This window comes from Microbacterium sp. KU4F, from assembly GCF_056868075.1.
The window spans coordinates 478,613-504,635 of record NZ_CP200324.1 but is presented as its reverse complement, the minus strand read 5'-3'; the positions used below and the strand labels follow the sequence as shown (position 1 = coordinate 504,635).

At 69.1% G+C, this 26,023-nt stretch carries 26 protein-coding genes and 1 tRNA gene; 16 read left to right on the top strand and 11 right to left on the bottom strand.

The window, feature by feature from the left end; all coding sequences use genetic code 11:
* The first annotated feature begins 2 nt into the window (after nucleotides 1-2).
* Nucleotides 3-902, top strand: a complete 900-nt coding sequence (locus tag AC1VNH_RS02530; RefSeq protein WP_483109731.1) for an alpha/beta fold hydrolase — start codon at nucleotides 3-5, stop codon at nucleotides 900-902.
* Here the strand turns inward: AC1VNH_RS02530 and AC1VNH_RS02525 are convergent.
* Nucleotides 862-1,422 carry a CGNR zinc finger domain-containing protein gene (locus AC1VNH_RS02525; RefSeq protein WP_483109730.1) on the bottom strand — a complete coding sequence of 187 codons (561 nt, stop codon included), beginning with the start codon at nucleotides 1,420-1,422 and terminating at the stop codon, nucleotides 862-864. The two genes, AC1VNH_RS02530 and AC1VNH_RS02525, sit on opposite strands and share 41 nt — an antisense overlap.
* A gap of 73 nt (nucleotides 1,423-1,495) precedes the next feature.
* Between AC1VNH_RS02525 and AC1VNH_RS02520 the strand changes: the two genes are divergently transcribed.
* Nucleotides 1,496-2,479, top strand: a complete 984-nt coding sequence (locus AC1VNH_RS02520) for an EamA family transporter (protein WP_483109729.1) — start codon at nucleotides 1,496-1,498, stop codon at nucleotides 2,477-2,479.
* On the opposite strand, the gene AC1VNH_RS02515 is transcribed toward AC1VNH_RS02520, so the two are convergent.
* From AC1VNH_RS02515 to AC1VNH_RS02500, 4 genes are all read right to left on the bottom strand, one after another.
* Nucleotides 2,451-2,924 (bottom strand): Lrp/AsnC family transcriptional regulator, encoded by a 474-nt coding sequence (locus AC1VNH_RS02515; protein WP_483109728.1) that lies wholly within the window; start codon nucleotides 2,922-2,924, stop codon nucleotides 2,451-2,453. The two genes, AC1VNH_RS02520 and AC1VNH_RS02515, sit on opposite strands and share 29 nt — an antisense overlap.
* 57 nt (nucleotides 2,925-2,981) lie before the next feature.
* Nucleotides 2,982-4,532, bottom strand: a complete 1,551-nt coding sequence (locus tag AC1VNH_RS02510; RefSeq protein WP_483109727.1) for an alkaline phosphatase family protein — start codon at nucleotides 4,530-4,532, stop codon at nucleotides 2,982-2,984.
* Between the two features lie 242 nt (nucleotides 4,533-4,774).
* Nucleotides 4,775-5,368, bottom strand: coding sequence for a histidine phosphatase family protein (locus AC1VNH_RS02505; protein ID WP_483109726.1), 594 nt, complete (start codon nucleotides 5,366-5,368; stop codon nucleotides 4,775-4,777).
* A 26-nt stretch (nucleotides 5,369-5,394) separates the two neighbouring features.
* The gene (locus AC1VNH_RS02500; protein WP_483109725.1) at nucleotides 5,395-6,237 is read right to left on the bottom strand and encodes a Sir2 family NAD-dependent protein deacetylase; all 843 of its coding nucleotides are present in this window, start codon (nucleotides 6,235-6,237) and stop codon (nucleotides 5,395-5,397) included.
* A 101-nt stretch (nucleotides 6,238-6,338) separates the two neighbouring features.
* Between AC1VNH_RS02500 and AC1VNH_RS02495 the strand changes: the two genes are divergently transcribed.
* A complete protein-coding gene (locus tag AC1VNH_RS02495) occupies nucleotides 6,339-7,157 on the top strand; it encodes a TrmH family RNA methyltransferase (protein ID WP_483109724.1) in 819 nt (272 codons plus the stop codon).
* Here AC1VNH_RS02495 and AC1VNH_RS02490 read toward each other — a convergent pair.
* On the bottom strand, nucleotides 7,133-7,984 hold the full coding sequence (locus tag AC1VNH_RS02490) for an SGNH/GDSL hydrolase family protein (protein WP_483109723.1): 852 nt from the start codon (nucleotides 7,982-7,984) through the stop codon (nucleotides 7,133-7,135). The genes AC1VNH_RS02495 and AC1VNH_RS02490 overlap by 25 nt on opposite strands.
* Nucleotides 7,985-8,091: 107 nt before the next feature.
* Here AC1VNH_RS02490 and AC1VNH_RS02485 point away from each other — a divergent pair, with 107 nt between their 5' ends.
* Nucleotides 8,092-9,957 carry a DEAD/DEAH box helicase gene (locus AC1VNH_RS02485; protein WP_483109722.1) on the top strand — a complete coding sequence of 622 codons (1,866 nt, stop codon included), beginning with the start codon at nucleotides 8,092-8,094 and terminating at the stop codon, nucleotides 9,955-9,957.
* Between the two features lie 81 nt (nucleotides 9,958-10,038).
* On the opposite strand, the gene AC1VNH_RS02480 is transcribed toward AC1VNH_RS02485, so the two are convergent.
* Nucleotides 10,039-10,123: transfer RNA gene (locus AC1VNH_RS02480), tRNA-Leu, on the bottom strand.
* Nucleotides 10,124-10,249: 126 nt separating this feature from the next.
* Between AC1VNH_RS02480 and AC1VNH_RS02475 the strand changes: the two genes are divergently transcribed.
* Complete coding sequence (locus AC1VNH_RS02475) at nucleotides 10,250-11,563, top strand: M20/M25/M40 family metallo-hydrolase (RefSeq protein WP_483109721.1); 1,314 nt, start codon at nucleotides 10,250-10,252, stop codon at nucleotides 11,561-11,563.
* 30 nt (nucleotides 11,564-11,593) lie between these two features.
* The gene (locus AC1VNH_RS02470) at nucleotides 11,594-12,430 is read left to right on the top strand and encodes an undecaprenyl-diphosphate phosphatase (RefSeq protein ID WP_243227827.1); all 837 of its coding nucleotides are present in this window, start codon (nucleotides 11,594-11,596) and stop codon (nucleotides 12,428-12,430) included.
* A 13-nt stretch (nucleotides 12,431-12,443) separates the two neighbouring features.
* Here AC1VNH_RS02470 and AC1VNH_RS02465 read toward each other — a convergent pair whose 3' ends face one another.
* Nucleotides 12,444-13,307, bottom strand: coding sequence for a PAC2 family protein (locus AC1VNH_RS02465; protein ID WP_243228206.1), 864 nt, complete (start codon nucleotides 13,305-13,307; stop codon nucleotides 12,444-12,446).
* A gap of 110 nt (nucleotides 13,308-13,417) precedes the next feature.
* On the opposite strand from AC1VNH_RS02465, the gene AC1VNH_RS02460 reads away from it, so the two are divergent.
* The 9 genes from AC1VNH_RS02460 to lnt all read left to right on the top strand — a co-directional run bounded on the left by AC1VNH_RS02460 (nucleotide 13,418) and on the right by lnt (nucleotide 23,220).
* Nucleotides 13,418-14,104 carry an HAD family hydrolase gene (locus AC1VNH_RS02460; protein ID WP_483109720.1) on the top strand — a complete coding sequence of 229 codons (687 nt, stop codon included), beginning with the start codon at nucleotides 13,418-13,420 and terminating at the stop codon, nucleotides 14,102-14,104.
* Nucleotides 14,101-15,117: a tRNA (adenine-N1)-methyltransferase gene (locus AC1VNH_RS02455; RefSeq protein ID WP_483109719.1), complete on the top strand. Its 1,017-nt coding sequence runs from the start codon at nucleotides 14,101-14,103 to the stop codon at nucleotides 15,115-15,117. Before AC1VNH_RS02460 ends, AC1VNH_RS02455 begins: the two co-directional genes overlap by 4 nt.
* A 4-nt stretch (nucleotides 15,118-15,121) precedes the next feature.
* Nucleotides 15,122-16,033, top strand: a complete 912-nt coding sequence (locus AC1VNH_RS02450) for a hypothetical protein (protein WP_483109718.1) — start codon at nucleotides 15,122-15,124, stop codon at nucleotides 16,031-16,033.
* A 55-nt stretch (nucleotides 16,034-16,088) separates the two neighbouring features.
* Nucleotides 16,089-17,078, top strand: coding sequence for a helix-turn-helix transcriptional regulator (locus AC1VNH_RS02445; protein ID WP_483112674.1), 990 nt, complete (start codon nucleotides 16,089-16,091; stop codon nucleotides 17,076-17,078).
* Nucleotides 17,075-18,046, top strand: a complete 972-nt coding sequence (locus AC1VNH_RS02440) for a helix-turn-helix transcriptional regulator (protein ID WP_483109717.1) — start codon at nucleotides 17,075-17,077, stop codon at nucleotides 18,044-18,046. The genes AC1VNH_RS02445 and AC1VNH_RS02440 overlap by 4 nt, the downstream gene beginning before the upstream one ends.
* Nucleotides 18,047-18,109: 63 nt before the next feature.
* A complete protein-coding gene (tatA, locus tag AC1VNH_RS02435) occupies nucleotides 18,110-18,364 on the top strand; it encodes a twin-arginine translocase TatA/TatE family subunit (RefSeq protein ID WP_483109716.1) in 255 nt (84 codons plus the stop codon).
* 63 nt (nucleotides 18,365-18,427) lie between these two features.
* Complete coding sequence (gene tatC, locus AC1VNH_RS02430; protein WP_483109715.1) at nucleotides 18,428-19,180, top strand: twin-arginine translocase subunit TatC; 753 nt, start codon at nucleotides 18,428-18,430, stop codon at nucleotides 19,178-19,180.
* Nucleotides 19,177-21,663 carry a DEAD/DEAH box helicase gene (locus AC1VNH_RS02425; protein WP_483109714.1) on the top strand — a complete coding sequence of 829 codons (2,487 nt, stop codon included), beginning with the start codon at nucleotides 19,177-19,179 and terminating at the stop codon, nucleotides 21,661-21,663. Before tatC ends, AC1VNH_RS02425 begins: the two co-directional genes overlap by 4 nt.
* A gap of 24 nt (nucleotides 21,664-21,687) precedes the next feature.
* Nucleotides 21,688-23,220 (top strand): apolipoprotein N-acyltransferase, encoded by a 1,533-nt coding sequence (lnt, locus tag AC1VNH_RS02420; protein WP_483109713.1) that lies wholly within the window; start codon nucleotides 21,688-21,690, stop codon nucleotides 23,218-23,220.
* 50 nt (nucleotides 23,221-23,270) lie between these two features.
* Here lnt and AC1VNH_RS02415 read toward each other — a convergent pair whose 3' ends face one another.
* Together AC1VNH_RS02415 and AC1VNH_RS02410 are read right to left on the bottom strand one after the other, a co-directional pair.
* The gene (locus tag AC1VNH_RS02415) at nucleotides 23,271-23,648 is read right to left on the bottom strand and encodes an RNA polymerase-binding protein RbpA (RefSeq protein WP_243227835.1); all 378 of its coding nucleotides are present in this window, start codon (nucleotides 23,646-23,648) and stop codon (nucleotides 23,271-23,273) included.
* Between the two features lie 100 nt (nucleotides 23,649-23,748).
* Entirely contained in the window at nucleotides 23,749-24,528 is a 780-nt protein-coding gene (locus AC1VNH_RS02410) for a glycerophosphodiester phosphodiesterase family protein (protein ID WP_483109712.1), read from the bottom strand.
* A 114-nt stretch (nucleotides 24,529-24,642) separates the two neighbouring features.
* On the opposite strand from AC1VNH_RS02410, the gene AC1VNH_RS02405 reads away from it, so the two are divergent.
* Nucleotides 24,643-25,416, top strand: coding sequence for an SDR family oxidoreductase (locus AC1VNH_RS02405; RefSeq protein WP_483109711.1), 774 nt, complete (start codon nucleotides 24,643-24,645; stop codon nucleotides 25,414-25,416).
* Between the two features lie 49 nt (nucleotides 25,417-25,465).
* On the opposite strand, the gene AC1VNH_RS02400 is transcribed toward AC1VNH_RS02405, so the two are convergent.
* Complete coding sequence (locus tag AC1VNH_RS02400; RefSeq protein ID WP_483109710.1) at nucleotides 25,466-26,023, bottom strand: HdeD family acid-resistance protein; 558 nt, start codon at nucleotides 26,021-26,023, stop codon at nucleotides 25,466-25,468.

Sequence of the window (26,023 nt, the reverse complement as noted above, 5' to 3'; positions counted from 1 at the left end):
CGGTGACCGCGCCGCATCCGTATGCCGACAAGCTCGCGCCCATCCCCGTGCGGCGGCGTACCGTCGAGGTCCTGGGTGGCGAGACCGTCTACTGGGAGTACGGCGACGAAGACGCCCACACGACACTGCTGCTTGTGCACGGCTTCCGCGGGGACCACCACGGGCTCGAGCCGGTCGTCGCGAACCTGCCGGGCTTCCGGGTGATCGCCCCCGATCTTCCGGGCTTCGGCGAGACCGAACCTGTTCCGCACCGCGTGCACGATCTGGAGCTCTATGCGGAGTGGTTGCATGGTTTCGCGCAGGAGGTCGCGGCAGGATCACCGATCCTCGGTCACTCGTTCGGGTCGATCGTGGCCTCGGCGGCGGTCGCCGCAGGCCTCGCCACGGACCGACTCGTGCTCGTGAACCCGATCGGAGCGCCGGCGCTGGAGGGCCCGCGCGGCGTCCTCACGCGCCTCGCGGTGTTCTACTACCGTGCGGCGGCGCGTCTCCCGGCGCCCATCGGTGACGCGCTGTTGCGCAACCGGGCGATCGTGCGGGGCATGAGCGTCGCCATGGTCAAGACGCGTCAGCCGCTGCTGCGCCGGTTCGTCCACGACCAGCACGACCGCTACTTCTCGCGCTTCGCCGACCGCGACGTGCTCCTGCAGGCGTTCGTGGCTTCCGTGTCGCACGACGTGCGCGAGTTCGCACCGCGCATCTCCCAGCCCACACTGCTTGTTGCGGCTCAGCTCGACGACATCACGCCGATCGAGGCCGAGCGCACCCTGCGTACGCTGTTCCGAAATGCCGAGCTCGTCGAGATCCCGGGCGTCGGCCATCTCATCCACTATGAGACGCCGGAGCCGGCAGCGGCCGCGATCAGTCGCTTTCTCTCGCCTTCCGCTGACGGTACGCGTTGACGTTCATCCGGTTGCCGCAGTTGCCGGTGTCGCAGTAGCGCTTGGATCCGTTGCGGGAGAAGTCGACGTAGACCGCTCCGCAATCGTCGGCCGAGCAGACGCGGATCCGCTCATACGCGTCCGCGCGGATGACATCGACGAACGCCATCGCCGCTTCGATCAGGATGCGATCGGCAAGAGGGCCGTCGTCCGGCGTCGCGTGGATGTGCCAGTCGTACGCATCGTGGCGTACGAGACGCGGCACCGCGTTGCTCTCGTGCAGCATGGCGTTCACGAGGGGCACCGCGCAATCGCGATCGACGCACCAGAGCTCTCGCAGGCGCGGCCGGATGCGGCGGATCGCGTCGAGTTCGGCGGCGTCGAGACGGATGGTTCCCGAGTAAGGGTGCACCCGCAGATATGCGGCGAGATCGTCGAGATCGACGAGGCCGTCGAGGTCCGGTGACGCCGTGCCGGGCAGCGTGTTCACCATGTCCGCGGTCATGACGAGAGACGAGCGTGTGTCAGGGGTGAAGATCAAGTTGACTCCTGACTCGATGGGGGATAGCGTCACCAGCGTCCCTCTAGTTTACTCGTGACATCCGGAGACGCCGATGGTCGCCCAGACCTCCTCCCTGGCCGTGGTCGCGCCGTTGCCCGTCCCCGGGCGCCGTGTCGCGGGACTCGCGGTCGGGCTCGCGTCGGCGCTGGCCTTCTCGTCCAGCGGTCCCGTCGTGAAGCCGCTCATCGAGGCCGGGTGGACTCTCGGCGCGGCTCTCCTGGTGAGGATGTCGCTCGCGGCACTCATCCTGTCGCCTGCGCTCGTGCGGGCCGTTCGGCGCCGGCCGGGACTCCTGCGCCGCCAGTGGCCGCTGATCGTCGGATTCGGCCTGACGGGCGTCGCGGGGTGCCAGATCTTCTACTTCGCTGCCATGCAACGGATGCCGGTGGCGGTCGCCCTCCTCGTGCAGTACCTCGCTCCCGTGCTCCTGGTTCTTCTCGCGTGGGTCCGCACCCGTCGCGCCCCGTCTCGGCTGGTCCTCATGGGTTCCGCCGTCGCGATCGTCGGCCTCGTGCTGGTCGTGGACATCGCCGGCGCGCGCTTCGACCTGCTCGGCACCGTCTTCGCGCTCGGGGCCGCGGTCTGCGTCGGCGCGTACTTCCTCCTGTCCGAGCGCACCGGCGAAGAGCTGCCGGCCCTGGCTCTCGCCGCGGGCGGGCTCATCGTCGGGGCCCTTCTCATGGCTGTCCTGTGCATGACCGGCCTCTTGCCGTTCGCCGCTCCCGACGTCTCCGTCGCCCTGGCTGGGATCCAACTGCCGGCATGGGTCGCCATCGGCTGGGTCGGCGCTGTCGCGACCACCCTCGGGTACGCCCTCGGTGTCATCGCCGTGCCGATGCTGGGTTCGCGCGTCGCATCCTTCGTCGGACTGTCCGAGGTCCTGTTCGCGCTGCTGTTCGCCTGGGCGCTTCTGGGCGAGGCGCCCGGTCCGGTGCAGATCGTCGGCGGCGTGGTCCTGATCATCGGGGTCGTGCTCGTGAGAATGGACACGTCCCCGTCAGCGGCTCCTATCGCTGCGGTTGCGCCAGCCCCATGAGGGGCGTCACGCGGTAGGGGATGACCTCGTCCATGACGAGGGAGGTCTCCGTGCGTTCCACCCCGCTGATCGCCAGGATGCGGGCGTCGGTGTCGAACAGATGCTGCGCATCGCGACACGCGACCCGGACGAGAAGATCGACCGAACCCGCCAGGCCGTGGGCCTGCAGGACCTCCGGCACCTCCGCCAGCTGCTCTCGGATACGCGGCAGCTCGTGCTGTCGCACGGTCACGCTGACGTAGGCCTCGATCGGGAATCCGAGGGCAGCGGTCGACAGGGCGCGCTGGTAGCTGAGGAAGGCTCCCGTGCGATCGAGGCGGGCGAGCCGCGCCTGGATGGTGTTGCGGGACAGCTGCAGGCGCTCGGCGAGAGCGACGACCGTTGCGCGATGGTCGTCAGCAAGCGCGCGGAGCAGCTCGATGTCGATACGGTCCAAGGCGGGCATGATGCGCAACGCTAGCAGCAGTGAGCGGCACCGTTTGCGCATATTGCGCGGGCGACGCTACGTCGCCGTCGGCATCGGGGATGCGCCCTGAGTCGTGAAGAGCCCCAGTCCGTGCGCCTTGAGGATGTTGTAGGCGTCGGCGTAGGTCTCCGGCTCCGGCGCGCCGCTCGGGCCGTAACGCTCCAGAAGGAGTCCGAGCAGGCCTTTCGCGGGCGACGTCAGCGGCTTGTCGGAGGTGCGGATCTCCTCCAGCTCGTCCTCTTCCCGCAGCGGCGGTACGTAGGCGGGACTCACTGTGGGCCAGGTGGATGGATCGCGGGGCTCGGTCAGATTGGTCGCGCTGAACAGGGTCGGGGCGCCGCGGTCGCGATCGGTCAGCGGCTCGAGGCCGTGCAGCTGACACAGGGTCGCGATGACGGCGGCGTGATGGATCTCCTCGTTGATGATCGTGCCCGCCCTCGTGTACGCCGACACGGCGATCGCCGGCACGCGCAGGCCGAGTCTGTTGAAACGGAATCCCATCTCGCCCTCGGCGGCCTCAGGATCCGGAGGTGTGGCCTTGGGTGGGACGACGTGGTCGTAGGTACCGCCGTGCTCGTCGAACGTGATGAGCAGGAGCGTGTTGAGCGCGTTGGAGCCGTCGCTGCTGGCGGAGGTGCGGATGGCGTCGTAGACGCTCGCCACGAGCGCTTCGCCGGCGCGGACGTCCGAGACCGCCGAATCGAACACGGGCGAGCCGTCGACGTCGCTCCCGCGCACGACGCCGAAGGGAGGGTGGAAGTCGTTGTGGTTGTAGACCATCCGGGGCTCGATGAAGGCGTAGTCGGGCAGGGTTCCCGCCTCCGCGTCCGCGAAGAACTGGTCCATGTACGCGAAATGCTCGCTCCGCCAGTACTTCTCGAGCACGGGCGCGTGCATGACGCCGGTCAGCGAGACGAGCTGCTGTTCGTCGAAGTAGATGCGCCAGCTGCGGCCGGCCTCCTCCAGACGGTTGAAGATCGTCGGCGCCGCAGGCGCATCCAACCACTTGCCGTAGCCGCCGCCACCGCGATTGGTGACGAATCCGTGTGAGGTGGAGGCGTGGAAGAAGGAGCGGTTGCAGTAGGTCTGGCTCGGCACCGCGCAGTGCCAGTGGTCGTAGACCGCGAACCCCTGAGCCAGCGTCGAGAGCACGGGCAGCATCGCGGGGGAGAATCCGCCCATGATCACGTCGGCGTCGGCGGGCGACGGTTCCTTGCCCTTGCTCTCACGCCGGTAGTTGGCGACGTAGTCGCGGACGAACCCCTGCATGGTCGGGGTCGTGTCGGCAGACGGCGCGTTCCAGGGTGCGCGCAACGGTCGATGCCACGAGGTCTCGTTGGACGCAGGGTCGACCGTGCCGAAGATCTGGGTGTTCACGTGCGGGTACGTCTCGCCCGGATCCGGGTCGGGTGAGCACATGATCTCATCGGTGCTGCCCGTGTACACGTGCGCAGGCACCGTTCGGCCGTCAGGTGCGGGGTTCGAGTAGTCGCCGAACGCGAGGCCGTCGAAACGTGCACCGGTGGGCAAGCTGGCCGGTGTGTAGAGGTGGCCGAGGAGGTTGTCGAACGACCGGTTCTCGCCCATGAGGACCACCACGTGCGAGAACGCGGGTTCGTTCGCGGCGCGAGAGGGCGCGTCGAGGCCTGCACCGTCGCCGCGCCCGCTCCGGCGGCGCCGCCCAGGGCCAGTCCGCCGAGGGCGAGTCCGCCCACGCGGAGGAAGTCGCGCCGGGATGCGGCTCCGGCGTCCGGGGGTGGATCGTTCTGCGGTCGACGGCTCATCGTGTGTGTCAGGCTACGGCATCGCCGTAGAGCCGACTCAGCGGCTCAGGCGGCGGAGTAGGAGAGAAGCCGCAGCACGCCGTCCTGCCACGAGAACTCCTGCGCAGAGCCGTTGCCGAGCCGATCGCCGTCGGCGGGGAGCTGCTCGTCGGTGGCGAAGGCCAGCACCTCGCGGATGAGGGCGCCGTGCGCGACGGCGACCACCACGGGAGGCGTCTCGTCCGCCGATGCGTCGGCGATCACCCGCGCGAGACCGCTCAGCGCGCGCTCGCGCAGCTGTTCTCGCGTCTCGGCTCCCGGCACACGGGCATCGGGTCCCCGTCCCCAGCGCTCGGCGAGCTCGTCGATGGATACGCCTTCGGCCTCGCCGTACGAACGCTCCCTCAGCTCGGGATATCTCCCCGCCACGGGCCGCTCCAGGATCGCCCCGATGATGTCCGCCGTCTCGGCTGCGCGCTGCAGATCGCTCGAGACGAGCACCAGCGGCGTGTCTGCGTCAAGGCGGTCGCGGAGGGCGAGTCCGGCGTCGCGGGCCTGTGTGCGCCCGGTCTCGTTGAGGGGGATGTCTGTCGCGCCCTGGATGCGGCGTGCACGGTTCCAGTCGGTCTCGCCGTGGCGGATGAGGATGAGGTGGGTCACGGGCCTGTCGGTGTGTCGAAGCGGAGTCAGCGTCGGCGGGGGAGTGCCTCCGCCAGGGCGGTGAGCACCTCACTCGTCCCGGCGTCGACCTTCACCGTGGCCCGGGCGTCGGCCCGGGTCTGTCCGCGGTTGACGATGACCACCGGAAGCCTACGTCGCCGGGCGCGCTCGACCAATCTGATGCCCGAGTTCACGACCAGGGATGAACCCGCCACGAGAAGCGCGTCCGCGGCGCGCACGAGCTGCTCGGCCTCGCGGAACCGCTCGGCGGGGATGAACTCGCCGAAGAAGACGACATCCGGCTTGAGCACGCCCCCGCACACGCTGCACTCGGGGATGCGGAAGCCGCCCACCTCGGCGCCCGCGACGTCGCCGTCCGGCCCGAGCGGCAGCTCCTCCGTCTCGCTCAGCCAGGGGTTGTCCGCCTCCACCCTCACTGCGAGATCACGTCGGTCGAACACCTGCCCGCATTGCAGGCAGCCCACGCGGCGCATGGTGCCGTGCAGCTCGACCACGCGACGGGAGCCGGCACGCACGTGCAGACCGTCGACGTTCTGGGTGATGACCCCGCTCGTGATGTCCGCTGCCTCCAGCTGGGCGAGCGCGCGATGGCCTTCGTTGGGCTGCGCTGCGGCGAAGCGCCGCCACCCGAGGTGGCTGCCGACCCAATAGCGCCGCCTGGCGCTCTCCTCGGAGAGGAACTGCTCGACGCTCATGGGCTTGCGCACCGGAGCGCCCTGCCCGCGGTAGTCCGGGATCCCGGAATCGGTCGACACTCCGGCGCCGGTGAGGACGGCGACCCGTCGACCGGCCAGCGCGTCGATCGCGCGCTCCAGCTCGGCGAGGGCGGTCGGATCGGGTTCCGTCACGAGTGGCACAGTACCTCCTGCTGCCGAGCCTACGCCTGCCGGTTTGCGGGTATGTTTCGTCGGCGGCCTCTGAGGCTGGTTAGCTGGCCGAGGAGGGACGTATGCACCTGGAAGAGATCACCGACCCCGACGACACGCGACTGCACGACTACCGCGACCTCACCGACGTCGCGCTACGGCGGATGTCGGAGCCGGCAGAGGGGCTGTACATCGCCGAGTCCGCCAAAGTGATCGCGCGGGCGCTGGCGGCGGGACACCGACCTCGATCCGTGCTCGTGCAGCGCAGGTGGGTCGACGAAGTGTCGGCGCTCCTGGCGTACACCGACACGCCGGTGTACGTCGTCCCGGCTGAAGTCGCCGAGTCGGTGACGGGCTACAGCGTGCACCGCGGCGCTCTGGCGGCGATGCACCGCCCGGAGCTGCCGGATGTTGTCGGCCTCCTGCGCGACGCGCGCACGGTGCTCGTCCTCGAGGACATCGTCGACCACACGAACGTGGGCGCGGCGATCCGCGCGGCCGCAGGAATGGGGGCGGATGCGGTGCTCGTGACCGAGCGGTGCGCGGATCCGCTCTACCGACGCAGTGTGCGCGTCAGCATGGGCACCGTCTTCCAGGTCCCGTGGACGCGGCTGCCCGCGTGGCCCGAGGCGAGGCACCTCTTCGACGAGGCGGGATTCCACGTCGCCGCTCTCGCGCTTGCGCACGATGCCGTCGCGCTCGAGTCGTTCGCGGCGTCCAGGCCCGAGCGAGTGGCGTTGCTGCTCGGCGCCGAGGGCGATGGGCTGAGCCGCGGGGCGCTCCGGGCAGCCGACACGGTGGTGACGATCCCGATGGCGGGCGGCGTCGACTCGCTCAACGTGGCTTCAGCGGGCGCCGTGGCGCTCTGGGCGCTGGCTCACCCGCCCGCGGCGGGATCCTGATCCTCGATGCGCGACACGCGCGACGGCTCCGGGCGCTTCGCCGTCACGTGGTCGCCCGACGACTGGTGCCTCAGCCGCCGCAGAACCCAGGGGACGAGGTAGGTCCGTGCCCAGACGAGATCGTCGGCACGGGCCGCCCGCCAGTTGCGCACCGCGATCGGCGCCGGTTGCATCGGCGTCAGATCGTTGGGCACGTTGAGGGCTCTCAGCACCATCCGCGCGACTTCGTGATGGCCGAGGGCATTCAGGTGGAGCCGGTCGTCCGCGAAGAAGCGGGCGTCCTGGATCTCTTTGAGGCCCCACTGGTCCGCGACGATGCAGTCGTACCGGTCGGCGATCGCTCGAAGGTTCTCGTTGTAGATCGCGACCTTCCCGCGGAAGCCGCGGAACACCGGCGAGAAGTTCGTGTCGATTCCCGTGAACACGACGACGGTGGCGCCGGTCGAAGAGAGTCGGATGACGGCGTCCTCGAACTGCTGCGAGATATCGTCCGGATCGGTGCCGGGGCGGATGACGTCGTTCCCTCCCGCGCAGAAGCTGATGAGGTCGGGGGAGAGGGCGAGCGCGGGCTCGATCTGCTCCGCCACGATCTGGCCGATCAGGCGGCCGCGCACGGCGAGGTTCGCGTAGGCGAAGTCGTCGACTCCGGCGCCGAGCACCTCGGCGACGCGGTCCGCCCAGCCGCGGTTGCCGCCCGGCGAGTCGGGGGACGGATCGCCGAGGCCTTCGGTGAAGGAGTCGCCGATGGCGACGAAACGCCGCCACGGATGCCCCTGATCGTTGGCAACGTAGGGCGTGCGGTGGGGCAGAGCCGATTCGCTGGTCATCGTTCCTCCTGACCCCTCAGCGTAGCCCCGCGCCCTGACCGGAGGTCGGGGCCGGGTGTCCGCGATCTCGCCTATCGTGGATTCTCGCGTTCGAGAACGGAGGTGCGATGGACGACGAGCGGGAGACGACCATCGACGCCGATCGGATCGACGAGCACGGAGCCGAGCACATCGGCAGTTTCGCCGCCGAGCACCTCTCTCCGACATATCCGCAGCGAGCACCGTGGGGAACCGCGCAGCGCCTGCGCGCCTGGCAGGCCGAGGCCCTCGACCAGTACTTCTCCATGGATGGTCCCGACGGCATCGGCAAGGGCCCCCGCGACTTCCTCGCCGCTGCCACACCCGGTGCCGGAAAGACCACCTTCGCGCTGCGACTTGCGAGCGAGCTGCTGCGTCGTGGAGTCGTCGACCGCATCATCGTGGTCGCTCCGACGGAGCACCTCAAGACGCAGTGGGCGGATGCGGCGGCCCGGGTCGGCATCCGCCTCGACCCCCACTTCAGCAACCGCCACACGGTTCCGGCTCGGCAGTATCACGGCGTCGCGGTGACGTACGCGCAGGTCGCCGTCAAAGCCTCCGTCCATCAGTACCTGACGATCGAGAAGCGCAGCCTCGTGATCCTCGACGAGGTGCATCACGGCGGCGACGCCCTCAGCTGGGGCGACGCGCTGCGCGAAGCGTACGGGCGCGCCACCCGCCGGCTGCTGCTGTCGGGGACACCCTTCCGCTCCGACACGGCCCCCATCCCGTTCGTCGAGTACCACCCGGATGCCAAGGGCAACCGCGTCTCGCGTACCGACTATGCGTACGGCTACCGTCGCGCGCTCGAGGACGGCGTCGTACGACCGGTGCTGTTCATGGTCTACGCCGGTCACATGCGATGGCGCACGAAGACCGGCGACGAGATGGAGGCGCAGCTCGGGCAGGACAACACGAAGGACATCACGTCCCAGGCGTGGCGTACGGCGCTCGCGCCGGAGGGGGAGTGGATCTCCGCCGTCCTGCGGTCGGCCGATCGGCGCCTCTCGGAGGTGCGAGAACAGGTTCCGGATGCGGGCGGCCTCGTCATCGCGACCGACCAGACGGCGGCGCGCGCGTACGCCGACATCCTGCAGCAGATCTCCGGTGAGTCCGTCACCGTCGTCCTCTCCGACGAGGCCGAGGCGTCCTCTCGCATCGAGACCTTCTCCGCCTCGGATTCTCGCTGGATGGTGGCCGTGAGGATGGTGTCGGAAGGCGTCGACGTGCCGCGCCTCGCCGTCGGCGTGTACGCGACCTCTGCGTCGACCCCGCTGTTCTTCGCGCAGGCGATCGGTCGTTTCGTGCGTGCCAGGCGCCGCGGTGAGACCGCGAGCGTGTTCCTCCCGAACGTCCCGCAGCTGCTGACCCTCGCCAACGAGATGGAGCGCCAGCGCGACCACGCGCTCGATCGCGAGAGCGACGCGGAGGACATGTGGGATGCCGAAGAGGACATGATGAACCAGGCGGAGCGCGAGGACTCCGCATCCGACGCTCTCACCGAGGAGTTCGCGTACCAGGCGCTCGGCGCGAACGCCCACTTCGACCGCGTGCTGTTCGACGGCAAGGAGTTCGGTCAGCTCGCCGTGCCCGGCACGCCGGAGGAGGAGGAGTTCCTGGGTATCCCGGGCCTGCTCGAGCCGGAGCACGTGCACGAACTCCTGATGCAGCGCCAGGCCCGCCAGGGACGCCATCGCTCCGCGCGGGAAGCGCGCGAGGCGGCGGGGGAGCAGGAGCCGCCGAGCGACATCCCCGCGCCCCTGCACCGCACGCTCAAGGAACAGCGACAGCTGCTCAACAGCCTGGTGGGGCTGTACGCGCGACAGAGCGGCGAGCCGCACGGCGCGGTGCACACCGAACTGCGTCGCCTGTGCGGCGGACCTGCGGTCTCGCACGCGACCGTCGCCCAGCTGCAGGCCCGGATCGAACTGCTGCGCAAGCGCGTCCACAGCTGAGCGGGTCAGTGCGTCGGCGTGCGGGATGGCACACGCACAAAAGAAGAAGAGGGCCCCTTCCGGGACCCTCTTCTGTCACTGTGCGCGAGGGGGGACTTGAACCCCCACGCCCTATACGGGCACTAGCACCTCAAGCTAGCGCGTCTACCTATTCCGCCACCCGCGCAGTGTTTTCGTCGCTTTCGCAACGAGGAGCAACGTTACCACGTCCCGTGTCCGGTCGATAATCCGGATCGCCCCGCGTGTGTCGCACGTCACGGGACGGACACACGGAGCCGGTAGCCTGAACCCCATGACGGACGCGACTGCCGCAGGCGCGCCCGATCTGCCCGAGGTCGCGCGGATCGCGCGCGACCTCATCCGCATCGACACGACGAACTACGGCGGCGGTCGCGCTGTCGGCGAACGCGAGGCCGCCGAGTACGTCGGCGCCTACCTCGAGCAGCTCGGTCTCGACACGCAGTACTACGAGCCGGTGCAGCGCCGCACGAACGTGTTCGCTCGCGTGCCCGGACGGGACCGCACCCGACCGGCGCTCGTCGTGCACGGTCACCTCGACGTCGTCCCCGCGGTAGCGCAGGACTGGAGCGTCGACCCGTTCGCGGGTGTCATCCGAGACGGGATGCTGTGGGGTCGCGGTGCGGTGGACATGAAGAACATGGACGCCATGATCCTCACCTCGGTCGCGGAGCTCTTACGGGCGGGGGAGCAGCCGGAGCGCGATCTGGTGCTGGCCTTCTTTGCAGACGAGGAGAACGGCGGCGTCGAGGGCTCCTCGCTCGTCGTGGAGCATCGACCGGAGATCTTCGCCGGCGCGACCGAGGCGATCAGCGAGGTGGGCGGCTTCTCCGTGGACGTCGGCTCACGACGTGCCTACCTCCTCCAGGTGGGGGAGAAGGCGCTTCTCTGGTTGCGGTTGGTGGCGCGCGGCGCGGCCGGCCACGGCAGCAGATTCCACCCGGACAACGCCGTGGTCCGCCTCGCCGAGGCCGTCGCAGCACTCGGGCGCACCGAGTGGCCCCTGCGGCTCACCGCCACCACCGAGCGCTTCCTCGCCGAGATGTCGCGTCTCACCGGGATGGATGCCGACGATCCCGATGCGCTGGCCGACGCCGCCGGTCCCGCATCCGCGTTCCTCCGGGCGAGTCTGCGCACGACGGCGAACGCGACGGGGCTGGCAGCCGGTTACAAGCACAACGTGATCCCCGATCGGGCCGAGGCGCTGATCGACGTCCGTGTGCTGCCCGGGACCGAGGAGGAGGCGCTCGCGGACATCCGTCGGATCGTCGGTGAGGGGATCGAGATCGAGACGGTCGTGCGCGACGTCGGCCTGGAGACGACCTTCGACGGCGACCTCGTCGATCGCATGGTCGCCGTCCTCGGGCGACATGATCCCGAAGCGCCCGTCATTCCGTACCTGCTCGGTGCGGGAACCGACAACAAAGCGCTGTCGCGTCTGGGGATCACCGGTTACGGGTTCGCGCCGTTGCGCCTTCCGCAGGGCATGGATTTCACCGGTATGTTCCACGGTGTCGACGAACGCGTCCCGATCGATTCCCTCGTGTTCGGGCAGCGCGTGCTGACCGACTTCCTCCGCACCTGCTGACCCGTCATCCGATAAGGCGAAAGGCCGTCGATGCAGAATTTCCTCGAAGCGCTCCTCCTGGGCCTCGTTCAAGGTCTCACCGAGTTCCTTCCGGTCTCATCCAGTGCGCATCTCGCGATCCTCGGAGCCTTCCTGCCTTCCGCGCAGGATCCGGGCGCGGCATTCACGGCGATCACGCAGATCGGGACCGAGGCCGCGGTCGTGATCTTCTTCTGGAAGGACATCGTCCGCATCATCTCGCACTGGTTCGGCTCGTTCACCGGACGCGTCCCGCGCAACGATCCCGACGCGCGGATGGGCTGGTTGATCATCGTCGGGTCGGTGCCGATCGTCGCGCTGGGGCTCTTCTTCCAGGATCAGATCGAGGGCGTGTTCCGCTCGCTCTGGCTGGTCGCGGGCATGCTCATCTTCTTCGGCGTCCTCCTCGGCATCGCGGATGCGGTCGGCGCACACCGCCGCAAGCTCAAGGACCTCACGGTCGGCCACGGCATCGTCTTCGGCCTGGCGCAGTCGCTCGCGCTCGTGCCGGGGGTCTCGCGCTCCGGCGGCACCATCACCGCGGGGCTCTTCCTCGGGTACGAGCGCGCGGCGGCGGCGCGATACGCCTTCCTGCTCGCGATTCCTGCGGTGTTCGGCAGCGGCTTCTACCAGCTGTTCAAAGTGCTCCGCGAGCCCGAGGTCGACCCCGTCTTCAACCTGTGGGAGACAGGAGCCGCGACCATCGTCGCGTTCTTCGTCGCGCTCGTGGTGATCAAGTACTTCATGGCGTGGATCTCCAAGCGCAGCTTCCTGCCGTTCGTGATCTATCGCGTCGCGTTGGGTGCGTTCGTGATGATCATGCTCGCGACGGGCGTGATCGCCGCCTGATCACGCTCCAGCGTCAGCGCCGCGGCTCGTCGCGGCCGGGCTTGCCCGGCCCGTCGCCGCGGCGACGCAGGTACTGCTCGAACTCACGGGCGATCGCGTCGCCGGACGCATCCGGGGAGTCCCACGTGTCGCGCGTGCGCTCGAGTCCGCGGATGTACTCGGTCATCTCCTCGTCGTCGGCCGCGGCCGCGTCGATGGATGCCTCCCACGCGGCGGCCTGCGTCGACAGCTCGCCGCGGGGGACCTTCGCCCCGGTGATGTCCTCCAGACGGTCCAGCAGCGCCAGCGTGGCCTTCGGAGAGGGCGTGTGTCCCGCGACGTAGTGCGGAACGCTGGCCCACAGCGACGCCGCCGGGATGCCGGCCTGCTCAGCGACATGGGCGAGGACGCTCAGGATGCCGACGGGTCCTTCGTAGGAGCTTCTCTCGAGGCCCAGGCCGGTGCGCAGCGCGTCGCTGTCGCTGCCCGCGAAGATCGAGATCGGACGGGTGTGCGGCACATCCGCCATCATCGAGCCGAGCGCGACGAAGCCGGTGATGTCCTCGGCGAGAGCGAAGTCGACGAGTTCGGAGGCGAACGCCTTCCACGCTCGCGCAGGCTCGACGCCGGTCAGCAGCCACAGCTGCGTGCCCCGGGTCTGCTGCGCCGGGCGCAGCAGCGTCGCCTCCGGCCACGAGAGCGCGCGATTGCCCTCCGCATCCAGGCTCACCGTCGGGCGGGTGTACTGATAGTCGAAGTACAGTTCGGGGTCCACCGAGTAGACGCTCTCGTACTCGCCCTCGGCGCGCAGGAGCGCCACGGCGGCCGAGGCCGCCTCACCCGCGTCGTTCCAGCCGTCGAAGGCGGCGACCAGAACGCGCCGACCGAGTCCCTCCACCGTCACTCCCTCTCTTCCGCAGCAGCTGAGCGCCGCGGGGATCGTTCCAGGATAGGCGCAGCGACGCCGCGTGGCGCGGGTCCGGTCGGGGCGCCCCGTAGCATGGGACGGTGAACCCCCAGCTTCCCGAGGCCGTCCTGTGGGACATGGACGGCACTCTCGTCGACACCGAGCCCTATTGGATGGCAGCCGAGGGGCCGCTCGTCGCCTCCTACGGCGGCGTCTGGACCCACGAACAGGCGCTGGGGCTGGTCGGCCTCGGGCTCGACGACGCGGCACGTCTGCTGCAGGGCGCAGGCGTTCGTCTCGCAGAGCAGCAGATCATCGACACGCTGACGAGCCGGGTCATGCAGTCGCTGCGGGAGGACGGCGTGCCCTTCCGCCCCGGTGCCCGAGAGCTGCTGGCCAGTCTCCGCGCAGCGGGGGTGCGCACGGCCCTGGTGACCATGTCCCTGCGTCGCATGGCGGATGCGGTCGTCGATCTCATCGACTTCGACGCGTTCGACCTCGTGATCGCCGGAGACGAGGCGACCCGCCCGAAGCCCTTCCCGGATCCGTACCTCCAGGCCTGCGCCTCGCTCGGCGTCGATCCGGCACGCACCGTCGCGATCGAGGACTCGCCGAACGGGCTGCGCTCCGCCATCGCGGCCGGCACCGTCGCACTCGGCGTTCCCCACATGGTGTCGCTCGAGGGCGTCGGGGCCGCTGCCCTGTGGCCCTCGCTCGCCGACACCGACGCGGACGACATCGCGCGTCTGTTCACCGCACACCACGAATTCGAGGACGTCGCACGATGACCACTCCCGCCTCCGCACCCCGCGGCCCCTTCCGCTTCGGCGATCGCATCCAGTTGACGGGACCGAAGGGTCGGCTGCACACGATCACGCTGAAGGACGGCGGCGAGCTGCACACGCATCACGGCGTGCTGCGTCATCGCGACCTCGAGGGCCTGCCTGACGGCTCCGTCGTCGCCAACAGCGGCGGCCACGAGTACCTCGCCCTGCGCCCGTTGCTGCGTGATTTCGTCATGTCGATGCCGCGCGGCGCCGCGATCGTGTACCCGAAGGACGCGGCGCAGATCGTCGCGCAGGCCGACATCTTCCCCGGGGCGGTCGTCGTCGAAGCGGGTGTCGGGTCGGGTGCGCTCGCGCTCTGGCTCCTGCGTGGAGTCGGAGCGGCGGGACGGCTGACGTCCTTCGAGCGGCGGGAGGACTTCGCCGAGGTCGCGCGCGCGAACGTCGAGACCTTCCTCGGCTCCGTGCCCGAGAACTGGACGCTCGAGGTCGGGGATCTCGTCGAGCGCTTGCCGCAAGCGGTCGAACCGGCATCCGTCGACCGCGTCGTGCTTGACATGCTGGCGCCGTGGGAGTGCATCGATGTGGTCGCCGATGCCCTCGCGCCCGGCGGCGTGGTGATCTGCTACGTCGCCACCGCGACGCAGCTCAGCCGTGTCGCGGAGTACATCCGCCAGACCGAGCTCTTCACCGACCCGGAGGCGAGCGAGACGCTCGTGCGCGGCTGGCACGTCGAGGGGCTCGCGGTGCGCCCGGATCACCGCATGGTCGCGCACACCGGGTTCCTGCTGACGGCGCGGCGACTCGCTCCCGGCGCCGTGCTTCCCGAGCAGAAGCGGCGGGCCTCCAAGTCGAGCTACAGCGACGAGGATGTGGAGCTGTGGACGCCGGGGGCGGTGGGGGAGCGGCAGATCACCGACAAGAACCTCCGCAAGCGTGTGCGCGAGGCGCAGCGCGCGGCTGCCGGTGCGCGCCAAGCGGCGGCGGAGGACGCCGCCCACGAGCACGTAGACTGATCCGGTGCGCAGACTCCCCGCCGCGGCCGCCGCAGTCGGCCTGATGACCCTGGCCCTCGTCGGATGCTCTTCCTCGGCAGCATCGGGTTGCGATCGCCCTGATTCCGTCGGCGCGATCGGTTCGCTCGTCGCCGTCTCCGGCGACGACAGCACTGTCGCACCCACGGTCCAGGTGTCCTCGCCGATCAACATCGACGGCGTGCAGTACGACGACCTCGTTACCGGCGGCGGAAATGCCATCGTCTCCGACAACCAGGTGGTAGACGTGGGCTTCACCCTCGCCGATGCGACGAGCGGCGAAGTCCTGGCAGCGGAGGGCTACGGCCAGCCGCTCTATCTGCCGCTGACCGGCCTGACCCAGGCGATGCCGGGGATCAAGAGCGCACTGGAGTGTGCGACCGGGGGGTCGAAGATCGTCGTAGGTCTCGCCGGCGATCAGGTCGACGCAGGCTTCCTCGAGCAGCTGCGACTCGCCGAAGGCACTCCGCTCGTCGCCGTCCTGGACCTGCGCTCCGTGATGCTCCCGGCGGCGGACGGCGCACCTCAGTACAACGAGGCGCACGGCATGCCGTCGGTCGTGCTCACCGACGACGGCCACCCCGGCGTGGTGGTCCCCGATGGCTCCGCCCCGTCCGAGCGCAAGGTGGAGGTCCTGAAGAAGGGCGACCACGACGTCCCCGCCGACGGTTCAACCGTCGTCGTGAACGTGCTGCAGGTCGATTGGAAGAGCAAGCGCGTCACGAAGACCACCTGGGACGACAAGCCCGACGCGGTCGCGCTCGGGGGCGATTCGGTCGTCTCTCAGACGATCGCCGGCCTTCCGATCGGTTCGCAGGTGCTGGTCGTCGAGCCGCCCGCCGACGCCTCCAGCGATGCCTCCATCTACGTCATCGACATCCTCGGCGCGCTGGGCTGAGCCCCGCCATCACCGCGCCGGGAGGTAGCGGCGCGCCTAGGATATGGGGGTGCCCATGAACGAAGCGAGTTCCGTCGCGCCAGAGGAGCGCTTGGTGAACCTCGCCGTCGCGCTCATGGCGACGGAACAGGGCCTCACCAAGGACACGATCCTGCGATCGGTCTCGGGGTACCGGGAGCAAGCGGAGGCCGGCGCGTCGAAGACCGCTCTGGAGAAGATGTTCGAGCGCGACAAGGAGAACCTGCGCGCGCTGGGCGTCCCGATCGAGACCATCGGTGACCACGCCGACCCGGATGACCTCCGCGAGGCGCGCTACCGTGTGCCGACGGCGGAGTACGCGCTCCCCGACGACATCACGTTCACGCCCGCGGAGATCGCCCTGCTGAATCTGGCGGGCTCTGTCTGGAGCGAGAACAGCATGTCGGCGCCTGCCCGGAGCGGGCTGCGGAAGATCCGAGCCCTGGGCAACGAGGTCGACGCGGAGATCGTCGGTTATGCGCCGCGCATCAGCGTGCGCGACACGGCGTTCGCTCCGCTGCAGCGTGCCATCGAGCAGGCGCGCGTCGTCTCGTTCACCTATGTGCGCCCGGGGGAGTCCACAGCGCGCCGGCGCCGGGTGCGCCCGCTTGCTCTCGTCGAGTACGAGGCCCGCTGGCACGTGTACGGCACGGATGTGACGCTCGGTGCGGAGCGCACATTCCTCCTCTCCCGTATCACCGACGCGGTCCAGATCACCAAGGAGAGTTTCGACCCCTCGCTGCGCGTGGGCGCGGGGGAACGCGCCCTCCGCGAGCTCCAGGAGCTCGCGGCACGACAGGAGGCCCTCATCGAAGTGCATCCGGGAACCGAGGCCGCGCTTCGCCTCTCCCGCCGTGGCCGCTCGGCCGCTCAAGGCATCCTGGTGCCGTACGTCGACGCGCACATCCTCGCCGACGAGCTCGCCTCTTACGGTCCCGAGGCACGCGTGGTGGACCCGCCCCACCTGCGCGATCTCGTGGTCGAGCGCCTGCGCGCAGTGGTGGCGCTGCACGGAGGACGCGCGTGAACGCCTCGCGTCCGCTGGTCGCCACCGAGCGCGCGGCCTTGATCATGCAACTCGTGCCCTACCTGCTCGAACGCGGCGATGTCGCCCTGGACGACGCCGCGCGCGACTTCGAAGTGAGCCCCGCGCAGATGCGGGGAATGGTCGAGAAGCTGACGGTCATCGGCCGTCCCGGGGAGGGGGGCTTCTGGTCGCTGCCCGGTGACCTCTTCGACATCGATTGGGATCTGCTCGACACGCAGGACCGCATCGCGCTGACGCACACCGTCGGCCTCGAGCGCACCCCTCGCCTGACGGCTCGCGAGGCCGCGGCCCTGCTCGCCGGGCTCCAGCTCACGGGCTCGTTGCCCGGAGTGAGCGATTCCGCCCTCCTGAAGGGCCTCCTGGCGAAACTCGCGCGCGGCGCGGCATCGGCGCCGGCCGACGTCATCGTCGCGCCCGCCCCCGTCGACCACGTGCGCGAGCGCGTCGACGAGGCACTCCGTCGCGGTCGTGCGGTCTCGTTCTCGTACAAGACCCCGGATGCGGCCGCGACGACCCGCACGGTCGACCCGGTCAAGGTGCACATCGCCGAAGGACAGTGGTATCTGCAGGGCTGGTGCCACCTGCGCCAGGCCACGCGCACGTTCCACCTCGACCGCGTGTCCGATGTCGAGGTCACCGACATCCCGGTGACGCACGGCGCGGATCCGCTGCCCGCCCTGTTCGACACCCTCCAGGGTGATATCGTCGCGCGTCTGCGGTTCCCGGAGGCAGTGGCACCGCTTCTCGGCGAGTTCTTGACGCACGCCGAGATCGAGAGCTCCGGCGGCATGGCGACCGCCACGGTGCGCCTGGCGGATGAAGGCGTGCTGCGGAGGCTCGCCGCCCGCCGCGCCGGTGACGTCGAGATCCTGGCACCCGAGGCGGCCCGCCGAGCCGCCGCATCCTGGGCGCACGCAGGTCTGGCGCAGTACGAACACTCCGACTGATCCCCGGCCCCGTCGCAGGTGCGCGGGTTACACTGGGGGCACCTCGAACTTTTGGAGATCTCCATGGGCGCTTTCGGTTGGCCGCACCTGCTGGTCATCCTCGCGGTGATTCTGCTCCTCTTCGGCGCTGCCAAGCTGCCGGCTCTGGCGAAGAGCGTGGGACAGTCCGCCCGGGTGTTCCGCGGAGAGATGAAGGCCATGAAGGAAGACGACGCCGCGGCGCCGTCCCCCGTCACCAACGCCGCGCCGGCTCCTACCCCGGCGGAGTCCGCGCCGAAGGCTCCCGACACGGGGACCTCGCCCGACACTCGCGCCTGACCGGCCGTGACGGCCCCGGCTTCGCCCATCACGGGAGCTGAAGAACCACGCCGCGAGAAGCGGATGTCGCTGGGACAGCACCTCATCGAGCTGCGGCGTCGTCTGATGATCGCGGCGATCGCGCTGGTTGCGGCGATGATCATCGCCTTCTTCGTGACGGACCCCATCCTGGACTGGTTGATGGGCCCGATCAAGTTCGTGGCAGAGAAGCGCGGAGACAGTTTCTCCGCCCTGAACTTCGCGACGGTCACATCGCCGTTCGAGATGCGGATGCGGATCGCGGTGACGATCGGCATCTTCCTGTCCGCCCCCGTCTGGCTGTGGCAGATCTGGGCGTTCATCATGCCCGGGCTCACTCGCAAGGAGATCCGGTACACGATCGGATTCGTCGCGGCCGCCATCCCGCTGTTCTTCGCCGGGTGCTACGTTGCGGTCCTCGTCATGCCGCACGTCATCGAGGTCATGTGGAGCTTCACGCCCCAGGGCGCCGTGAACTTCTACTCCGCATCCGAGTACTACGACTTCATCTTCAAACTCATGATCGTCGTGGGCGTCTCGTTCGTGCTGCCCGTGTTCCTCGTGGCGCTCAACCTCGCCGGGATCATGTCGGGAATGGCCATTCTCAAGGGATGGCGGGTGGCCGTGCTCGTCGCGACGGTCTTCGCCGCCGTCGCGACCCCGGCTGCTGACGTCGTCAGCATGCTGCTGCTCGGCGCCATCCTGATCGTGCTGTTCTTCGCGGCCGCTGGACTGTCCATGATCTTCGACCGCCGGCGCCGCAAGCGCGAGGCGGCGCTGCTGGACACGACGCTGTGACCGAACTCTCCGCCGCCGAGAGGTTCGCCGCCGCACAGTCGCGGGCTTCCCATCCGGAGACGGCTGCGTTCGCGGCCGCCCAGCGCTTCGAGCTCGACCCGTTCCAGCTCGAGGGATGCGCCTCTCTCGAAGAGGGGCGAAGTGTTCTCGTCGCCGCGCCCACGGGCGCAGGGAAGACCATCGTGGGGGAGTTCGCCATCCATCTGGCCATGCTCACCTCGCGCGACAAGGCCTTCTACACGACGCCCATGAAGGCGCTCTCGAACCAGAAGTTCCGCGAGCTGACCGAGGTCTACGGACCGGAGAACGTGGGCCTGCTGACCGGCGATACCAACATCAACGGAAATGCGCGCATCGTGGTGATGACGACCGAGGTGCTGCGCAACATGCTCTATGCGGGCTCCTCCGCGTTGCGCGATCTCCGTTTCGTCGTGATGGACGAAGTGCACTACCTGGCCGATCGCTTCCGCGGCGCGGTCTGGGAAGAGGTGATCATCCACCTCCCGGAGAGCGTCCGGCTCGTTTCCCTTTCCGCCACGGTCTCCAACGCCGAGGAGTTTGGCGACTGGTTGGACACGGTGCGCGGCGAGACCGACATCATCGTCTCCGAAACGCGACCCGTCCCTCTCGAGCAGCATGTCCTGGTGCGCGGAGACCTTCTGCCCCTGTTCGATGATCGCGCCGGCGTCGCCGCCGCCCAGGTCAACCAGGAGCTGCTTCGCATCCGCTCCGGCGGAGGACCGGGACACGACCGCAAGCGCTACGGGCAGCAGGCGCGGCGGGATGCCGACGCTCATCGTCGTCCGCATCGGCACGGAACGAAGCAACTCCGATCGGGAAACACCCGACGGCTCGAACGGATCGACCGCCCCGAGGTCGTCGACCTGCTGGGACGCGCCAACCTGCTCCCCGCAATCTTCTTCATCTTCTCGCGCGCGGGTTGCGACGGTGCCGTGCAGCAGGTGCGGCGATCAGGACTCCGCCTCACCGACGCCGACGAGCGTCGCGCGATCAGAGAGATCGTGGAGGAACGCACACGCAACCTCCCGGACGAAGATCTGGCCGTTCTCGGCTTCTGGGAGTGGCGAGAGAACCTCGAACGTGGGGTCGCGGCCCACCACGCCGGTCTTCTCCCCGCCTTCAAGGAGATCGTCGAGGAGCTCTTCCGTCGCAAGCTCGTCAAAGTCGTCTTCGCGACCGAGACGCTGGCGCTGGGGATCAACATGCCCGCCCGCACGGTGGTGCTCGAGAAGCTCGAGAAGTTCAACGGCGAAGCGCGTGTCGCCATCACGTCGGGGGAGTACACCCAGCTGACCGGCCGGGCGGGGCGTCGGGGCATCGACGTCGAGGGGCACGCGGTGGTGCAGTGGAGCGAGACGATGGATCCGCAGGCGGTGGCGGCCCTCGCATCCCGCCGCACCTATCCGCTGAACTCGAGCTTCCGACCCACTTACAACATGGCGGTCAATCTGATCGACCAGTTCGGCCGCCCGCGCGCCCGCGAGATCCTCGAATCCTCGTTCGCGCAGTTCCAGGCGGACCGCTCCGTCGTGGGACTGGCTCGGGAGGTGCGCTCGGCGGAGGAGTCGCTGGCGGGCTACCGCGAGGCGATGACCTGCGATCGTGGCGACTACGCGGAGTACGCGCAGTTGCGACAGGAGGTCTCCGAACTGGAGAAGCTCGGGCGCAAAGACGCGAACGCCTCCCGGGCGACCCGTGACGAACGTACCCGTCGCATTCAATCGCTGCGTCGTCGGCTCCAGCATCACCCGTGCCACTCCTGCCCGGACCGTGAGTCGCACGCACGATGGGCGGAGCGCTATCTCAAGCTGAACAAGCGTGTGGAACGCATGCGCGCCCAGATCTCCTCGCGTACCGGAACGGTCGCGCGCGTCTTCGACCGCGTCGTCGACGTCTTGAGTGAACTCGACTACGTCGCCCATGACGACGAGGGGCGCACCGTCCTCACCGCATCGGGCCGGCGGATGCGGCGGATCTACGGAGAGCGCGATCTCCTCGTCGCGGAGTCTCTGCGCACCGGCATCTGGGATCGTTTGGACGCCCCATCACTCGCTGCGCTGGTGTGCGCACTCGTGTACGAGCCCCGGCGCGACGAGGCGGGAGTGGGGGAGCGCGGCCTGCCGCGCGGCGCCTTCCGCACCGCCCTCACCGCCACCGAGGACCTGTGGCAGCGTCTCGACGACATCGAACGCGATCACCACCTGCCCGGTTCCACGCCGCCCGCGGTGGGACTGTCGCAGGCGATGTACTCGTGGGCGCGAGGGTCGATCCTCGACCGTGTCCTCACCGAGGCCGACATGGCGGCCGGCGACTTCGTGCGGTGGGCCAAACAGACGATCGATCTGCTCGATCAGCTTCTCCCTCGTCGCGGATGCGCCACTGGCCACGACCGCGCGCACTGCTCTCGACTCGGTGCGACGCGGCATCGTCGCGTACGCCGGCGTCTGACGGCGGGCCCATAGCAGGATCCGCCTAGGCTGGAGATCGTGCCGAGACCGCGTGCCCTCCTACCGCTCTGGGCTGCCGTGCTGGCATCCGTTCTCGGCGGGCTCGCCCTGACGACGGCGTTCCCGGCGCTGAGCTGGTGGCCGATGGTCTTCGTGGCGATCCCGCTCGCGCTCGTCTCGCTCATCGGCCGCAGCGTCGGTGGCGCGTTTCTCGTCGGCACGGCGTACGGGGCAGCGTTCTTCCTCGTCAATGTCTCCTTCACCGCGCGCTACCTGGGGCCCGTGCCCTGGCTCGCCCTGTCCGTGCTGGAAGCCGTCCTCACCGGGGCTGCGGCCATCCTCATCACCTGGGCGTATCGGTGGGTGCCCCGGGCGCTGCGGGGGATGTGGCCTCGCCTGATCGTGCTTCCCTTGCTCGTGGCGGGCCTCTGGGTGCTGCGCGAACAATGGGTCGGAACATTCCCCTACGGCGGCTTTCCGTGGGGGAGGGTCGGTGTGACCCAGGTGAACGGCCCGCTTGCCCCGCTGCTGTCGTGGGTCGGGATGTCGGGCGTCGGCTTCGTGGTCGTCTTCCTGTGCGCGTCGGCGATCGAGTATGTGCGCGTCCGGCGGTTCCGTGATGTCCGCACGATCGTCCCCACGCTCCTGGTAGCCCTGATCGCCGTCGCCACGCCGGCGTTCGCCACGACCGCCGCCGGCACGTTGCGCATCGGTTCGGTGCAGGGCAACGGCCCGGCGGGGTACTTCGACCAGCGAGCACGAGGCGCGCTGCTCGATGCACAGCTGAAGGCCACCGAGGCGATCGCCGATGATCGTATGGATCTGCTCGTGTGGCCCGAGGGGGGCATCGATTCGGATCCCACGAGCAACCGGACCACGGCCGCCACGCTGAACACACTGTCGAACCGTATCGGTGCGCCCCTGCTCGTGAACGCCGCCACCGCGCGCGGCGACCGCTACTTCAACACCTCGATGCTGTGGGACGCCGGCGAAGGCGTCGTCGCCTCCTACGACAAGATCCACCCCGTGCCGTTCGGGGAATATGTTCCGGATCGTCCCTTCTTCGCCGCGCTGGCACCGGATCTGATCAACCTCATCCAGCGGGAGTACACCCCGGGTACGGCCGAACCCGTCGTCGAGCTCGGCGATACCCCGATCGGCCTCGCCATCTGCTTCGACGTCATCTACGACGACGTGGTGTGGGCGGCCTCCGACGGCGGCGCCCAGGTGTTCGTCTATCAGACGAACAACGCGGACTTCCGGGGCACCGACGAGAACCTTCAGCAGCTGGCATTCGCGCGCGCACGAGCGATCGAAACGGGACGCGCCGTCGTGAACATCTCGACCGTCGGCACGAGTCAGGTGATCGCGCCCACGGGCGAGGTCATCGACGGCATCGCCGCCGACACCGCCGGGGCGATGCTGACGGAGGTGCCGCTGCGCACCGGCACGACCGCTGCGATGGTGCTGGGGCCGGCGCTGCACGCCGTGTTCGCCTGGGGGAGTCTGATCGTGCTGCTGGCAGCGTGGCTGGGGCCGAAGGTGCGCGGAGCGCGCGAGAACCGCGGATGACGAAGAACGGCGCCACCCCGAGGGGGCGGCGCCGTTTCGGACGACTGCGCTCAGGCGGTCTTCTTGGTGACGTCGTCACCGGCGCCGCGACGGGCGCGGACGAAGGCGAGACGCTCCTCGAGAAGCTCCTCGAGCTCCGGGATCGTGCGGCGCTCGAGCAGCATGTCCCAGTGGGTGCGCGCAGCCTTGTCGTCGCTGTGGTCGACGGAGACGGTCTGCTCGCCCACGCGCAGCAGTGCCTCTCCGCCGCAGGCGCGGCATTCCCAGGTCTGCGGCGGCTCAGCGTCTGCCGCGAAAGTCAGTGTGGTCTCTTTCGAACACACGCTGCAGACGTAGGTCTGCTGCGTGCGCTCATGAAAAACGACGCCCTCTTCGCTCTGTAGGCTCTGGGCGCCGAGTCGGATGCCGCGAAGACTGCGGTCTGCCATTGTGTGGTCCTCTCGTCGCGTGGTGCTTACCCGGTATAACGCGTCGAGTTGGGAGGATCATCCGAGGCGGCTATGACGGAGCAGAACTCACAGTCTATCTTCAGCGTCCAGAGCCGAGAATTCGCAGCGCGAGATCCGCACGGTCGGTCACGAGGCCGTCGACTCCCATCTCGATCAGTCGTCGCATGTCCGCTTCGTCGTTGACGGTCCAGACATGCACTTCGACCCCCGCATCGTGCACCGCATCGAGGAAGCGGGGCGTCACGAGACGGATGCGGTTTTGATACTCCGGGACCTGGAGCGCATCGATGCCCTCCAAGGTGCGGCGCAGGAGCCGGCGCGAGCCGCTGAGGGCGGCAGCTGCTGCACGCGCGACCAGCGTCGCCCCCGCGGATGTGGCGGGCAGCAGCGATGAGCGGGCGCGCGCTGCTGCGGCGAGGGCGGCTCGGCGCCGACGCTCGGAGAAGCTCGTGAGCAGAACACGCTCCGCCGCGCTCGAGGCAAGACGCCCGGCGGGCTCGGCCGCCGCATCCGCCTTGACGTCGATGTTGAAACGTACATCGGGGAAGCTCTCCAGCGCCTGCGCGAAGCTCACCAGCCCGCCGCGCTCGGCCATGAGCTGCTCGAGCTCTCGGAGCGTCACATCGCGAACGAGACGAGGATCACCGACGACGCGCGAGAGGTCGTCGTCGTGGAACAGGATGACCTCGCCGTCACGCGTCAGATGACAGTCCGACTCCACGTAGACGGCGCCCGCGGCGTGAGCGGCGGCGATCGCCGCGAACGAGTTCTCCACCAGATCGGCCGCGCCCACGGGCACGAGGCCGCGGTGCGCGAACACGCGGGGGGTGGGTGTGCGACTCAGGTAGGGATGCGTCACGGCGCCCACGCTATCGCGCGCGACGCCGAGCGGGGATTGGTAGGGTCGGGTGTCGCCCTGATGCGCCGTTTCGGAGCCCGGCGACGTCCTTTCGCACCAGATTCAGGAGTGCCCGTGACCGATTCGCTCACCCCCCTCGCCGCCGGTTCCCTCGCCGGCAAGACCGCCCTCGTGACCGGTTCGTCGCGCGGCATCGGAGCCGACACCGTGCGCTACTTCGCGCAGGCAGGCGCGAATGTCGTCATCAACTTCCGCAACAAGGCGCCGCGCGCCGAGAAGCTCGCCACGCAGCTGCGCGAACTCGGCGTGGAGGTGCTCGTGGTCGGAGCGGACCTGACGGACGCGGCGTCCGTCGAGGCGATGTTCTCGGAGGTGGAGCAGACGTTCGGATCCCTCGACATCCTGGTGCTCAACGCCTCCGGCGGCATGGAGGGCGGCATGGCCGCGGACTATGCGCTGCAGCTGAATCGCGACGCGCAGGTGCGCGTTCTCGAGACGGCACTGCCGCTGCTGGGTTCGGGATCACGCGTCGTGTTCGTGACGAGCCACCAGGCGCACTTCATCCACACCACGCCCACGATGCCGGAGTACGAGCCGGTCGCGCTCTCGAAGCGTGCCGGTGAAGATGCGCTTCGTGAGCGGATCCCCGCTCTGAGCGAGCGCGGCGTCGAGTTCGTCGTCGTCTCGGGCGACATGATCGAAGGCACCATCACCGCGACGCTGCTCGAACGCGCCAATCCCGGCGCCATCGCGCTGCGCCGTGAGGATGCCGGCAAGCTCTACAACGTGTCCGAGTTCGCAGCGGAGGTCGCCCTCGCCGCCGTGGAGCCGGTTCCCGCGGACAACACGCGGCTCGTGGGGGAGACCAGCTCCTTCGTCGCCGAGTGAGATTGCAGAACGGCCCCGGATCCGTGGATCCGGGGCCGTTCTCGTGCTGTCAGGCGCGGCCGAAGGTGAACGCGCGCACCAGCTGGATGATGCCGAGGACGACCAGTGAGGCGCCTACGAACAGCCAGAGCAGCGCCACGTAGAGCGGCGAGAACACCAGGATGACGCCGGCGATGAGGCTCATCACCGCGAAGAAGATGGTCCACCCTCGTGACGCGCTGTTGCCGAGTGTCGTGAGCGCGACGACACCTTCGACGATCCAGGTGACGCCGATGAACACTCCCACGAAGAGGGCGAGGAACACCGTGGTGTCGCCGAGGTTCGCGAGTGCGATCACTCCGGCGGCCACGAACAGCACGCCGAGAGCGATATGACCGACGCGGGACCACCCGCCGAGGGTCTTTGAGAAGATGCCGAGACCCGCGTACACGAGTCCCGATGCGATGGCGTAGACGGCGATGATCGCGGTTCCTACGGCGGCCGTCTTCAGCGGCCACACCAGGATCAGAATGCCGACGATGAGGGCGATGGCGCCACCGATGCCGAAGGCGGTGCGGATGCCGTTGACGAACGTCTTGTCGGCGCCAGGGGTGACAGTCTCGGACAT